Source organism: Brachybacterium sp., assembly GCF_052095815.1.
In the GTDB taxonomy this organism is placed as follows: Bacteria; Actinomycetota; Actinomycetes; order Actinomycetales; family Dermabacteraceae; genus Brachybacterium.
Map to the genome: position 1 here is coordinate 1 of NZ_JBQDLF010000026.1, position 12,283 is coordinate 12,283.

At 70.4% G+C, this 12,283-nt stretch carries 11 protein-coding genes, 1 tRNA gene and 1 pseudogene; 9 read left to right on the plus strand and 4 right to left on the minus strand.

The annotated features are described in order from the left end of the window. The 6 genes and pseudogenes from ACTH43_RS11165 to ACTH43_RS11190 all read left to right on the plus strand — a co-directional run. Positions 1–297, plus strand: a pseudogene (locus ACTH43_RS11165) (serine/threonine-protein phosphatase); the annotation flags it as partial. Continuing rightward, entirely contained in the window at positions 297–1,688 is a 1,392-nt protein-coding gene (locus ACTH43_RS11170) for an FtsW/RodA/SpoVE family cell cycle protein (protein ID WP_441444974.1), read from the plus strand. The pseudogene ACTH43_RS11165 and the gene ACTH43_RS11170, both read left to right, overlap by 1 nt. Continuing rightward, entirely contained in the window at positions 1,685–3,130 is a 1,446-nt protein-coding gene (locus tag ACTH43_RS11175; RefSeq protein WP_441444975.1) for a peptidoglycan D,D-transpeptidase FtsI family protein, read from the plus strand. Before ACTH43_RS11170 ends, ACTH43_RS11175 begins: the two co-directional genes overlap by 4 nt. Beyond that, entirely contained in the window at positions 3,127–4,827 is a 1,701-nt protein-coding gene (locus ACTH43_RS11180; RefSeq protein ID WP_441444976.1) for a protein kinase domain-containing protein, read from the plus strand. The genes ACTH43_RS11175 and ACTH43_RS11180 overlap by 4 nt, the downstream gene beginning before the upstream one ends. Continuing rightward, positions 4,824–7,040, plus strand: coding sequence for a Stk1 family PASTA domain-containing Ser/Thr kinase (gene pknB / locus ACTH43_RS11185; RefSeq protein WP_441444977.1), 2,217 nt, complete (start codon positions 4,824–4,826; stop codon positions 7,038–7,040). Before ACTH43_RS11180 ends, pknB begins: the two co-directional genes overlap by 4 nt. Next, positions 7,027–7,728 (plus strand): anthranilate synthase component II, encoded by a 702-nt coding sequence (locus ACTH43_RS11190; RefSeq protein WP_441444978.1) that lies wholly within the window; start codon positions 7,027–7,029, stop codon positions 7,726–7,728. The genes pknB and ACTH43_RS11190 overlap by 14 nt, the downstream gene beginning before the upstream one ends. A gap of 45 nt (positions 7,729–7,773) precedes the next feature. On the opposite strand, the gene ACTH43_RS11195 is transcribed toward ACTH43_RS11190, so the two are convergent. Genes ACTH43_RS11195 through ACTH43_RS11205 form a run of 3 tightly spaced genes read right to left on the minus strand, consistent with a single transcriptional unit; the run spans position 7,774 to position 9,640 of the window. Further along, positions 7,774–7,971, minus strand: coding sequence for a hypothetical protein (locus tag ACTH43_RS11195; RefSeq protein ID WP_441444979.1), 198 nt, complete (start codon positions 7,969–7,971; stop codon positions 7,774–7,776). Further along, a complete protein-coding gene (locus ACTH43_RS11200) occupies positions 7,971–8,828 on the minus strand; it encodes a class E sortase (protein ID WP_441444980.1) in 858 nt (285 codons plus the stop codon). The genes ACTH43_RS11195 and ACTH43_RS11200 overlap by 1 nt, the downstream gene beginning before the upstream one ends. Continuing rightward, positions 8,825–9,640 carry a DUF881 domain-containing protein gene (locus ACTH43_RS11205; protein WP_441444981.1) on the minus strand — a complete coding sequence of 272 codons (816 nt, stop codon included), beginning with the start codon at positions 9,638–9,640 and terminating at the stop codon, positions 8,825–8,827. The genes ACTH43_RS11200 and ACTH43_RS11205 overlap by 4 nt, the downstream gene beginning before the upstream one ends. 115 nt (positions 9,641–9,755) lie before the next feature. Between ACTH43_RS11205 and ACTH43_RS11210 the strand changes: the two genes are divergently transcribed. The 3 genes from ACTH43_RS11210 to ACTH43_RS11220 all read left to right on the plus strand — a co-directional run bounded on the left by ACTH43_RS11210 (position 9,756) and on the right by ACTH43_RS11220 (position 11,779). Further along, positions 9,756–10,397 (plus strand): cell division protein CrgA, encoded by a 642-nt coding sequence (locus ACTH43_RS11210; RefSeq protein ID WP_441444982.1) that lies wholly within the window; start codon positions 9,756–9,758, stop codon positions 10,395–10,397. A 129-nt stretch (positions 10,398–10,526) separates the two neighbouring features. After that, the gene (locus ACTH43_RS11215) at positions 10,527–11,597 is read left to right on the plus strand and encodes an LppM family (lipo)protein (protein ID WP_441444983.1); all 1,071 of its coding nucleotides are present in this window, start codon (positions 10,527–10,529) and stop codon (positions 11,595–11,597) included. Between the two features lie 109 nt (positions 11,598–11,706). Next, positions 11,707–11,779: transfer RNA gene (locus ACTH43_RS11220), tRNA-Arg, on the plus strand. A gap of 89 nt (positions 11,780–11,868) precedes the next feature. On the opposite strand, the gene ACTH43_RS11225 is transcribed toward ACTH43_RS11220, so the two are convergent. Then, positions 11,869–12,249, minus strand: coding sequence for a winged helix-turn-helix transcriptional regulator (locus ACTH43_RS11225; protein WP_441444984.1), 381 nt, complete (start codon positions 12,247–12,249; stop codon positions 11,869–11,871). Positions 12,250–12,283: the final 34 nt, after the last annotated feature.

A 12,283-nucleotide genomic window follows, 5' to 3' on the forward strand; every position in this document is an offset into this window, starting at 1 on the left:
ACCGACATCGAGCTCGAGGCTCTGCCTCAGGTCACCCGACAGCAGGTGGAGCACACGATCAACGCCTCCGATCGTCCCTCCGCCGATCAGATCATCGATCGGCTCGAGCAGGCCGCGACCGCGAACCAGCCGCCGCCCGCAGTCTCCCCCGCCCCCTCGGACGGCGGTGGCGCCTCCGACGCCGGTGGTGCCTCGGATGCGGGCGGCCTCGAGGAGGACGCCGCCGAGGACATGGAGCCCCTGCCCTCCCGTTCCGACCGCACCATCCCGCCGCCCGACGAGGGCGAGGAGACGTAGTGGCCACGATCGTCTCGTACACCGCACGTCCGCGCCGCCTCACCCAGGGGCTGCTGCTGCTCTTCGCGGTGATCATCGGGGTGGGCGCCTACGCGCTGGTGGGCCTCGGCCGCTATGACGCGCTGCCCGAGAACCTCGCCCCGGTGGGGATCGGTGCCGTGGTCATCGCGCTGGCCCTGCAGATCGTGGTGATGTGGCGGGCGCCCTACGCCGACCCCGTGATCCTGCCGATCGTGGTGCTGCTGAACCTGCTGGGCATCGCGATGATCGAGAGCATCCACGCGGCGAACCAGATCTACGGGATCCGCAGCTCGGGCAGCGCGGACCGGCAGATGCTGTGGGCGGTGCTCGGCGCGGCGCTGTGCATCACCCTGCTGGTGCTGCTGCGGGATCACCGCCGTCTGCGCCGCTACACCTGGATCAGCGCCGTGGTCGGTGCGGTGCTGTTGCTGCTGCCGCTGGCCCCGGTGATCGGCTCGGCCCGCAACGGCTCGAAGATCTGGATCTCGATCGCGGGCTACAGCTTCCAGCCCGCGGAGCTCGCGAAGATCGCCTTCGCGATCTTCTTCGCCGGATACCTGGTCTCCCGCCGCGACACCCTCGCGCTCGCGGGACCGAAGGTGCTGGGCATCCAGCTCCCCCGCTGGTCCGACTTCGGTCCGATCCTGGTGGCCTGGGGCTTTGCGATGGCGGTGCTGGTCTTCCAGACGGACCTGGGCACCTCGCTGATGTTCTTCGGGCTGTTCGTGGTCATGCTCTATGTGGCCACGGACCGGCTCAGCTGGCTGGTGATCGGGGCGGTGATGTTCCTGCCCCCCGCGATCTTCGCCGCCACCCAGATGGGGCATGTGCGCACCCGCATCACCTGCTGGCTGGACCCCCTCTCGAGCGCGAACTACTCGTCCTGCGAGCAGATCAGCCAGGGACTGTTCGGCCTCGCCAACGGCGGGATCACCGGTGCCGGGCTCGGGGAGGGCCGCCCGGATGTGGTGCCCCATGCGGAGTCCGACTTCATCTTCGCCTCCTTCGCGGAGGAGCTCGGCATGGTCGGCGCCTTCGCCCTGCTGCTGCTCTACCTGCTGCTGGTGCAGCGCGCGATCCGCGCCGCCGTCGGCATCTCGGACGGCTTCGGCACCCTGCTGGCCGGCGGGCTCGGCTTCGTGATGGCCCTGCAGGTGTTCGTGGTCGTCGGCGGAGTCACCCGGGTGATCCCGCTGACCGGCCTGACCCTGCCCTTCCTGGCCGCCGGTGGCAGCTCGCTGGTGTGCAACTGGATCATCGCCGGGATCCTGGTGCGGCTGTCCGACGCCGCCCGTCGGCCCGCCGCCCGGCAGATCGCGGGCACCACCGCGCCCACGCCGCCGCGCGCAGGTCAGGAGGTCAGCGCATGAACAAGCCGCTGCGCCATGTCTGGCTGGTGACCGGGGTGCTGTTCATCCTGCTGTTCACTTCCACCACCTATTTCCAGGTGGTCGCCCAGGGGCGCCTGAACGCCCATGGCCAGAACGACCGCACGATGTACAACGAGTACGGGCAGCATCGTGGCCCGATCGTCGTGGACGGCACCGCGATCGCGAGCTCCCGCGAGTCCGGGGACACCTACGGCTACCTCCGCGGCTACGACCCCGGCCAGATCTATGCCCCGGTGACCGGCTACTACTCGGTGGTCTACGGCTTCACCGGTATCGAGCGCTCGCTGAACGACACCCTCTCGGGTGAGGCCGACGCGCTGTTCTACCACCGCATCTCCGCGATCCTCTCGGGCCGTCAGGGGCAGGGCGCGAGCGTCGAGCTCACCCTCGACGCCGCAGCCCAGGAGGCCGCGTGGGACGCCCTGGACGGGCGCCGCGGCGCGGTGGTGGCGCTGGATCCGGAGACCGGTGCGGTGCTCGCGATGGTCTCCGCCCCGAGCTTCGACCCGAACCTGCTCGCCTCGCACGACACCGCTGCGGTGAGCCGTGCCTGGACCGAGCTGAACGAGGACCCCGAGCGACCGTTGACCAACCGCGCGATCGGCGGTGACCTCTACCCGCCGGGCTCCGCGTTCAAGCTGGTGGTGGCCGCCGCGGCGCTCGAGTCCGGCCAGTACACGGCGGAGACCGAGATCCCCGGCCCGGGCACCTATCAGCTGCCGAACTCCTCGGCGGTGATGAACAATCGCGCCTCCGGGGGCACCGAGGCCTGCGGCCCCGAGGACAGGTCCACCCTGGCCGACGCGCTGCGTCAGTCCTGCAACACCTCCTTCGCGATGCTCGGGCAGGAGGTCGGCGAGGAGCAGCTGCGGGAGACCGCCGCGGACTTCGGCTTCGGGCAGCGGCTGGAGATCCCGCTGTCGGTCACCCCGTCGACGATCGGGGACGAGCTGGATGCGGCGCAGCTGGCGACCACCTCGATCGGGCAGTACGAGACCCGGGTGACGCCGCTGCAGATGGCGATGGTCGCCGGGTCCTTCGCGAACGACGGTGTGGTGATGGAGCCGCAGCTGGTGCAGTCGGTGCGCACGAGCGATCTCTCCGCCGTCGCCGAGCTCAGCCCGAAGGAGCTCGGCCAGCCCCTCACCGCCGCGAATGCCGCGCAGATGCGGCAGATGATGGTCGGGGTGGTCGAGGACGGCACCGGGTCGGCCGCCGCGATCGACGGCGTCGAGGTCGGCGGCAAGACCGGCACCGCGGAGTGGGGCGTGGATCGTGCCCCCCATTCCTGGTACGTGGGATACGGACAGCAGGGAGACCAGAAGATCGCTGTGGCGGTCCTGGTCGAGGAGGGCGGATACGGCTCGCGCACTGCGGCGCCGATCGCCAAGGACGTGATGGAGGCGGTGATCCAGCCATGAGGACCTCACCAGGGCTCGTGCTCGAAGGACGCTACGAACTGATCTCGCTGATCGCCACCGGCGGGATGGGACAGGTCTGGAAGGGGCGCGACCAGGAGCTCGATCGAGAGGTCGCGATCAAGGTCCTGCGCGAGGAGTATGCGGGGGACGAGGGCTTCCTCAAGCGCTTCCGTGCCGAGGCCCGTCACACCGCCGCGCTCTCGCATGACGGCATCGCCGCGCTCTACGACTACGGCGAGCTCGACGGCCGCGCCTATATCGTGATGGAGCTCTGCCCCGGCCGGCCGTTGTCGGACCTCATCGAGGAGAACCCCGGCGGGCTGCCGGAGAAGCGGGTCGTCACGCTGCTCATCGAGCTCGCCCGCGCACTGGACGCCGCCCACTCCAAGGGCGTCGTGCACCGCGATGTGAAGCCGGAGAACATCCTGGTGGACGAGAAGAACGACTGGTCCATGAAGATCACCGACTTCGGCATCGCCCGCAGCAAGGACCAGGCGCGGCTGACGAAGACCGGGCTGGTGATGGGCACCGCCCAGTACCTCTCCCCCGAGCAGGCGATGGGCAAGCAGGCCACGTCGCTCTCCGACATCTACGCGCTGGGCATCGTGGGCTACGAGATGCTCGTGGGTCGCCGCCCCTTCACCGGATCCAGCCAGGTCGAGATCGCGATGGCGCAGGTCAAGCAGCAGCCGCCGGAGCTGCCCGAGGTGATCGCCGCAGATCTGCGGCGCTTGGTGCTGATGATGCTGGCCAAGGCGCCCGCGAACCGTCCCCGGTCGGCGGCGGCGGTGGCGCGCATCCTCGAGGCGATCCAGCGGGGAGTCGAGCCGCGCTTCACCACCGGGGCGATCCCGGTGACCCGGGTCGAGGACCACGACTGGACCGGGGAGAACCGGGTCCGGCGCGGAGGCAGCGGCACCGCCAGTGGTGGCGCAGGCTCCGACAGCGCGTCCGCGGGCTCGCCGGCCACCGGCTCGCAGCCCACCGGCTCGCCGTCGGCCGACAGCCCCCGCCACGGGACCTCGCCCACCGGGACCCGCACCGCCGCGATGCCGCTGCCGCTCTCCGGCCGCGGCCGCGGGATCCGCCACCGCTCCGCCGCATCGGGACCCTCTGCGCTGTCCGCCGCGTCGGCCGGCTCCGCCCCGCGACGCTCCAGCCTCTCGGCGACGTCACCGGCGTCAGCTCTCCGCTCCTCGCGGAGGTCGGCAGCGGCCGAGCGATCCCCCCACCCCGCAGCCGCGGCCGGCTCGGGCGCGAACGGCTCTGCGGCGAACGGTGCAGGGCCGAACGGAGCAGGGTCGAACGGCGCTGCCACGAACGGCGCGGGCACGCAGCGCCCGGACCGGGCCTTCGGGGCGGGCGCCTTCGACGACGTGGACACCGCGGCCTCCTCACGGACGGTCCATGGCACCTCCACCACCGGACGCAAGGTCGTCGGCATGTCGCTGCCCGGGATGGTGCTGCTGCTCCTGGTGATCATCGCGATCATCGCGGCCGTGCTGGGCGGACTGGGCGTGCTCCCCTTCACCGCCGCGGGTCTCGGGGCGGGCACAGGGGACGGCTCCGGGACCGGGGCCTGGGCGACGTTGGCCGGAGTGGAGATGGCTCACCTCTGGGCAGGTGACACCACGTCAGCTACTACGATGGTCGAATCGGTCGGTGTCGGCCACGGCACGAGGACGGGTGTGGAGTGAGCGAAGAGAACGTGGTCCTGGGCGGCAGATACCGCCTGGGCAAGATCCTCGGAACCGGGGGCATGGCCGAGGTGTTCATCGCCGATGACACCCGCCTGCACCGCACGGTGGCGGTCAAGGTGCTGCGCTCCGACCTGGCCCGGGACGCGAACTTCCAGGAACGGTTCCGCCGGGAGGCCCACAGCGCCGCCTCGCTGAACCACCCCTCCATCGTTGCTGTCTACGACACCGGCGAGGAGCAGCAGACCACCATCACCGGGGCCGAGGTCACCATCCCCTACATCGTGATGGAGTACGTGCACGGCGACACCCTGCGCGAACACATCACGCCCGAGCAGCCGATGGACGCCCATCAGGCCGGCGAGATCATGGCCGCGCTGCTGAGCGCGCTGGAGTACTCGCACCGCGCCGGGATCGTGCACCGGGACATCAAGCCCGGCAACATCATGATCAATGAGGCCGGCGCGGTGAAGGTCATGGACTTCGGGATCGCGCGCGCGATCGCGGATGCGACCAGCGCGATGACCGCGACCCAGGCCGTGATGGGCACCGCCCAGTACCTCTCCCCCGAGCAGGCGCGCGGCCAGCTGGTCGATGCCCGCTCCGACATCTACTCCGCCGCCTGCGTGATGTTCGAGATGATGACCGGGCGCCCGCCGTTCACCGGCGACACCCCGGTCTCGATCGCCTATCAGCACGTGCGCGAGGAACCCCTGGCCCCGTCGGCCTACAACCCGGCGATCACGCCCGCGCTGGACGCGGTGATCCTCACGGGGCTGGCCAAGGACCGTGAGGAGCGCTACCCCAGCGCGGTCGCCTTCTCCCGTGACATCGCCACCGTGGTCGCGGGCCGTACCCCGGCCCTGGTCGGCGGCGCGGTGCCGCGCGGCAGCGACGGCGAGGCCACCACCGTGCTGAGCCCCCTGGACGACGCCACCGAGGCGCTGCCCGCGATCACCGGCGCCGGCGCAGCGTTCGGCGCCGCCGGAGCGGGGGCTGCCGGGATCGGCGCCACGGCCGCGATGCAAGCCCAGAACTGGAGCGGTGGTTCCGCCCCGAGCCCCGCCACCGGCCCGCTCGCGCTCCGCACGGCCGACGCGGTCCAGGAGCCGGAGGATCGCAAGAAGCCCTGGTGGCTGATCATCCTGGTGATCGTGGCCGTGCTGGCGCTGGCCGCCACCGCGATCGCGGTGTTCGACCCCTTCGGAGAACGCGGTCCGGAGCTGGTCACGGTCCCCCAGGTGGTCGGTGAGACCGATGAATCTGCCAGCACCATCCTGCGCGATGCCGGGCTCAAGGCCGAATTCACCCAGGTGGAGTCGCAGGACGTCGAGGCGGGGCTGGTCATCGAGTCCACCCCGGCCGAGGGCGACGAGGTCGAGGTCGGTGCGACGATCGCGGTGACGGTCTCCGCCGGGCCCGAGTCGGTGCAGGTGCCCGACGGGCTCAAGAACATGACCCGAGCTGCGGCCAAGGAGGCGCTCGAGGGCGCGGGCCTGACGATGACCGAAGGCGAGACGGAGGACGTCCCGCAGGAGCAGGGCACCGTCTCCAGCACCACCCCCCAGAGCGGCGCCACCGTCGAGAAGGGCTCGGCCGTGGAGGTGCGCTTCGCCTCCGGCAACGTCGAGATGCCCGACGTCGAGCTCACGCAGATCGAGAAGGCCACGGAGACCCTCGAGTCTCGCGGCTTCGTGGTGCCCGAGCCCTCGGAGCGGGAGGACGCGGAGCAGGAACCCGGCACCGTGCTCTCCCAGACCCCCGCCGCAGACGGCGGCCTGGTGCCCTACGGCTCGAGCGTGGCCCTCGTGATCGCGGCGGCGCCCGGACCGGTGACCGTCCCGAACGTGAACGGGCACACCCTCGCCTCCGCGCAGCAGACTCTCGCCGAGGCCGGCTTCGGCATCGATCCGACCACCGAGTTCTCCGCGACCGTGACGGAGGGTCAGGTGATCCGCACCGAGCCCGGCGCGAACGAGCAGGCCGACCGCGGGGCAACGATCAAGGTCGTCGTCTCCTCGGGACCCGAGCCGACCCCGGATCCGACCACGCCACCGCCGACGGAAGCACCCACCGAGGAACCCTCGGAGACCCCGAGCACGACACCCTCGGACGAGCCCACCGAAGATCCCGGTGCCGGGGATGACAGCGCACAGGGCAACAGCGGTCGCGGTGCCGGCAACGGGAAGGGCAACGGCAATGGGAACAACTGACGAGAGGGCAGCAGCCCCCGTGGCGGCCGCCGGCAGCACGCACCGCCCCGCCCGGATCCTGGTGGTCGACAATTACGACAGCTTCGTCTACACCATCGTGGGCTACCTCGAGCAGATGGACGCCGAGACGGTCGTGGTGCGCAATGACGAGGTGCCGCTGACCGCCGACGGCGCCCCGGACTTCGCAGGCTTCGACGGGGTGCTCATCTCCCCCGGTCCCGGCACTCCGAGCACCGCCGGGCGTTCGCTCGACGTGATCGGCGCCTGCGCCGCACAGTCGGTGCCGATGCTCGGTGTGTGCCTGGGCCATCAGGCGCTCGGGCAGTACTTCGGCGCCACCGTGGGCCACGCCCCGCAGCTCATGCACGGACGCACCAGCGAGCTCACCCATCAGGGCACCAGCGTCTTCGCCGGGGTCCCCTCGCCGATGACCGCGACCCGCTATCACTCCCTCACCGTGGTGCCGGAGACGATCCCTGCCGAGCTCGAGGTGACGGCCCGCACGGCCGACGGCATGGTGATGGGCCTGGCCCACCGGGAGCTGCCCCTGCATGGGGTGCAGTTCCATCCGGAGTCGGTGCTCACCGAGAACGGGCACCTGATGCTCGCCCGCTTCCTCGAGCTGTGCGACGGGATCGACGCCGTCGAGCGCTCCGCGGGCCTCGAGCCCCTGATGACCGCGGGCTGAGCTGGTCTCGTCCCAGCCCGGCGGCGCCGGAGCTCGGAGCGCGACTCAGGCCGTGGGCGGTGCCGCGCCGTCCCCGCCGGGCTGCTGCGCGCCGACCAGCCCGTCGTTGAAGGGCAGAGAGGGCGCGATCGCGGGGAACACCCAGCCGAACAGCACGGCGATGAGCGCCGCCAGCAGTACGACGGTGAGCAGGATCCTCGCCCACAGCGGTCCGGGCAGGTGACGGAACAACCAGCCGTACATCAGCTCTCCTCCTCAGTCGTCGCGGGCACGCCGCCGGGGACTGCTCCACTGCCGGGCACTGCCCCACCGTCGGGCGCTGCACCGCGGTCGGACGCCCCGATGCCGGATGCTCCAGCGTCGGACGCTCCGCCGTCGGCTCCCCCCGCCGCGGTCGCGAGGGCCTCGGGGATCCCGTCGGCCCGGTCGGTCCAGTACGCGAACTCGGCGTGGACGATGTACCGCTCCCGCGCGGAGTACATCGGATGGCAGGCGGTCAGCGTGAGCATCTGCTGGGTGGGCTCGACCCCGGGCTGCCCGGGCGCCGGGGCGATCACCTCGATGTCCTGCGGCTGCACGATCAGCGACTCGGTCACCGCGTACACATAGAAGGCGTCACCGGTCTCGACCACGATCGCGTTCCCGGGCTCGAGCCGGGCGATGTCCTCGAAGACCCGGCCGTAGGTGTTGCGATGACCGGCCACCGAGAAGTTGCCCACCTCTCCCGGCAGGGCGGTCTCCGGATAATGCCCGGCACCCTTGACGTTCAGCACCTCCTCGAGGCTCACCCCCTCGGCGAGCGGGAAGGCCGGACGGTCGAAGGCGGGAACGTGCATCCTGCCCCACACCATGGTGTCCGCGGGGGTCTCGACCGCCGGCGGAGGCCCCTCCTGACGGGGCGCGATCTGCTCGGCATCGACCTCGCCCCACTCCTGCTCGAGGCCGTCGATGATGCCGGCCTGCTCCCGATCGGCGACCACGTCCGTCCACCACAGCTGCCAGACCAGGAACAGCAGCAGCAGCACGCCGAACGTGAGCAGCAGCTCGCCGAGGACGCCGACGAGGCCTCCGCCGCGACGCCGCCGATGGGAGGGGGTCATCGGATCACCGTCGCGTCGACGGTCAGGGAGCCCTCGAAGGCGGGCAGCGTGGTGGTCTCGAGGTCATCGACCTTCTCGCCCAGGCCCACGTGCTCCACCCATTCGCGGTACACCTGGACGCCCGGGGCCTGCTCGAGCGCGGCGGCCATCTCGTCCACCGGGCCGATCACCGTGATCACGAAGGGCGGGGAGTACACCCTGCCCTCGAGCAGGAGCGTGTTGCCCGCGCAGCGGAAGGCGCTGCCGTTGATCACCCGCTGGTCCTGCAGCATCATCGCCTCGGCCCCGCCTGCCCAGAGGGCGTTGATGTAGGACTCGAGATCCTGCTGATGGACCACGAGGTCGTTGGGTTCGGTGCCGGGGATCGCGCCCAGCGCGCCGCTCGGGGCGTCCGTGAGGGTGATCTGGAGCCCCGGGCCGCTGACTTCGCTGAGGCCGACGGCATCAGCCATCTGCGCTGTGCGCTCGACGGTCTCCGCGCCGGCGCTGCGGCCGCGCAGCTGTTCGACCTCGGCCCGCTTCTCGGATGTCTCCTGCGTGAGCTGCTCGATATCGCGGCCACGCTCCTGGAGCACCCCGACCACGTCGCTGCTCTCGTCACGGATGGACCCGCCGCCGGAGAGTCGGGCGGTGGTGGCGAACAGCACCCCGCACAGCACCATCACCACTGCCACGCCGACGCGGCCACGAGAGCCGCCCACGGGGCGCGCGGAGGGTCGCTCGGACGGCTGCTCAGGGGGCTGCCCGGAGGGTCGCTCAGAGGGTTGCTCGGAGGGTTGCTCAGAAGCCGGGTTCACACCCTCTGCATCCATCGCCCCTCCTCACTTCGCACCCTCGCTCGACGAGCATTACCCTAGGCCAAGGTCCGCACCTGTGGACCGGCGCGGCACGCCCGCGATCATCGCCGCCTCGAGGGAGCACCGTCACATGGCCAGGAGCAGGAAGAAGTCGTCCGCTCGGACGACATCGAACGCGAAGGCCGAGGCCGCGTCGACGTCACCCGCGATCACCGCGGAGGATCTCGCGGCAACCAGCGCCGACGACGCGACCGAGACGAGCGCGACGGGCTCTGCGACCAAGGACACCACGGCGAAGGGCGCTTCGTCGAGCGGCTCGCCCGCTCTGGGCTCGACGACGTCGAAGGACTCCAAGACGTCCACGGAAAAAAATTCGAACGATGCGAAGGACGCGAAGGACGCGGCACCCGCACGTCGCTCTGCGAAGGATCCGGTCTCGAAGGGAGCGAAGCGCTCCGGCGGCAAGGACCCGGTCAAGGCCAAGGGCGGCGAGGTCACTGAGAAGGCCAAGGACTCCACCCGTGCCACGTCGGTGAAGAAGGCCGCTGCTGCGGAGAGCTCGCGCACCACCGGTCGCCGGGTCGCCGTGGCGACGCAGAACCCCGCCTGGCTCGCTCCCACCGCTGTGGTGTTCTTGATCCTGGGCCTGCTCTACCTGGTCACCTATTACATCTCCTCAGGTCAGCTCCCCCTGCCGATCGGCGACTGGAACCTCGCGGTGGGCTTCGGCGTGCTGATGGTGGGCGGCGGCATGCTGATGTTCTGGAAGTAGTCACCGGATGACCAGCGCGATGGGGAGTTCTCCCCACCGCGCAGACGCCCCTGCCCGGGTACCCTGAGCGCAACGTGCACAGCCACCGACGCCGTGCGCGGTTCCAGCGAACCACCCGATGGGGGCCCCATGTCCAGCAGCATCTCGATACGGCGCAAGATCGTCGCCGTCCTCCTCCTGCCATTCCTCATGGTGCTCGCCGGGTGCGGGAAGTTCCACGCAGACTTCGACATCCAGGACGTCGACACGATCAACGTCAACTACGACTTCGCGATGGACGAGGAGTTCGCCGAGGGCCTCTACAGCTCCGCCGACGAGTTCTGCACGACTTTCGAGGACAGATACACCGTGGCCGGGGAGACGGCGCCCAGCGCCGAGCCCTACGAGGAGAACGGTCAGCTCGGGTGCCGCATCACGGGCACCATGACCAGTGAGAACTTCGGGGGCGGCTTCTCCCTCACTGAGGCCGACGGCGAGTACCACCTGGTGATCGATGGCAGCGAGAGCGTGGGGCAGGACCTGAACTCCCCCGAGATGGAGGGCTTCGAGATCGACTTCCGGATGACCTTCACCTTCCCCGGCAAGATCCTTGAGTCTCAGGGTGGCCAGGTCGACGGCAACTCCGTGACCTTCACCGATCTGAACGAGCTGGCGGCGGGGATCGACATCCGCGCCGACGCCAGCGGGTTCCCCTGGGTGATCGTCGTGATCGTGGTGCTCGTGCTCGGGTTCTTCCTCCTGCTGCTGCTGGCGGCGATCGCCTTCTTCGTGATCCGTGCGCGCAGGAACAAGGGCGGCGGCTCCGGCGGCTCCGGCATGCCCGTCGGCTACGGAGCAGCCCCCTCGGGCGCAGCGGCCGGCACCATGCCCCCTGCGGCGCCGCAAGGCGGTCAGCAGTGGGGGCAGCAGCCGGGTGGCCAGCAGGGCGGTCAGCCTGACGGCCAGCAGTGGGGCCAAGCATCCCCGCCGCCCGCACCGCCGCAGCCCGGCGGTCAGCAGGGCGGTCAGCAGGGCGGCCAGCAGTGGGGCCAAGCATCCCCTCCGCCCGCACCGCCGCAGCCCGGCGGTCAGCAGGGCGGTCAGCAGTGGGGCCAAGCATCCCCTCCGCCGGCTCCGCGGCAGGGTGGTCAGCAGGGCGGTCAGCAGTGGGGCCAGCAGCCCGGTAAGGGGCAGCAGCCTCCGCAGAATCCGAGCTGGTGAGCTCTCGCCGGTGAGCGGTCCGGAGGCCGTGTGAGCAGGGTCATGGCCTCCGGATTGGCGCCGATCTGCAGGGCGCGCTAGGGTTTGTCAGGTCGGTTTGGTCCGACAAGCGCCCGTAGCTTAACGGATAGAGCATCTGACTACGGATCAGAAGGTTGGGGGTTCGAATCCCTCCGGGCGCACCGCAGAACGAAGCCCCTCATGGCACCGAAAGGTGTGGTGAGGGGCTTCTTCGTGAGGCTCGTGCACTCGGCGCTGTCAGGAGTCGCTGTCAGGAGTCGGTCGCCGCTGGCGCGTGGGTCTGCAGCGACTCCCTGTCGATCCGGCCCAGCCCCCACTCCCCCAGCGCGCCGAGCGCGGCGTTGAGGTCACGACCGTCATCGGTCAGCGAGTACTCGACGCGGGGTGGGACCTCCGCGTACACCTCGCGGTGGAGCAGCCCGTCCTCCTCCATCTCCCGCAGATGCTGGGTCAGCATCTTCTCGCTCACCCCGGCCAGTCCGCGACGCAGTTGAGCGAACCTTCGCACCTCGTGGGCGTCCAGCTCCCACAGGATCAGGCCCTTCCGTTTGCCGCTGACCACGTCCATCGCCGCATCGATGCCGCAGATGTACGGTCCACGACGTGGCCTCCTCGATGACGCTGCAGGCATGAGCACCCTCTCCACGACACGTACCGATGAGTGA

Excerpts from the sequence above, each read along its gene's own strand:
- ACTH43_RS11175 (WP_441444975.1), top strand. The coding sequence starts at position 1,685 with ATGAACAAGCCGCTGCGCCATGTCTGGCTGGTGACCGGGGTGCTGTTC.
- ACTH43_RS11180 (WP_441444976.1), top strand. The coding sequence starts at position 3,127 with ATGAGGACCTCACCAGGGCTCGTGCTCGAAGGACGCTACGAACTGATC.
- ACTH43_RS11190 (WP_441444978.1), top strand. The coding sequence starts at position 7,027 with ATGGGAACAACTGACGAGAGGGCAGCAGCCCCCGTGGCGGCCGCCGGC.
- ACTH43_RS11195 (WP_441444979.1), bottom strand. The coding sequence starts at position 7,971 with ATGTACGGCTGGTTGTTCCGTCACCTGCCCGGACCGCTGTGGGCGAGG.
- ACTH43_RS11200 (WP_441444980.1), bottom strand. The coding sequence starts at position 8,828 with ATGACCCCCTCCCATCGGCGGCGTCGCGGCGGAGGCCTCGTCGGCGTC.
- ACTH43_RS11205 (WP_441444981.1), bottom strand. The coding sequence starts at position 9,640 with ATGGATGCAGAGGGTGTGAACCCGGCTTCTGAGCAACCCTCCGAGCAA.
- ACTH43_RS11210 (WP_441444982.1), top strand. The coding sequence starts at position 9,756 with ATGGCCAGGAGCAGGAAGAAGTCGTCCGCTCGGACGACATCGAACGCG.
- ACTH43_RS11215 (WP_441444983.1), top strand. The coding sequence starts at position 10,527 with ATGTCCAGCAGCATCTCGATACGGCGCAAGATCGTCGCCGTCCTCCTC.
- ACTH43_RS11225 (WP_441444984.1), bottom strand. The coding sequence starts at position 12,249 with ATGCCTGCAGCGTCATCGAGGAGGCCACGTCGTGGACCGTACATCTGC.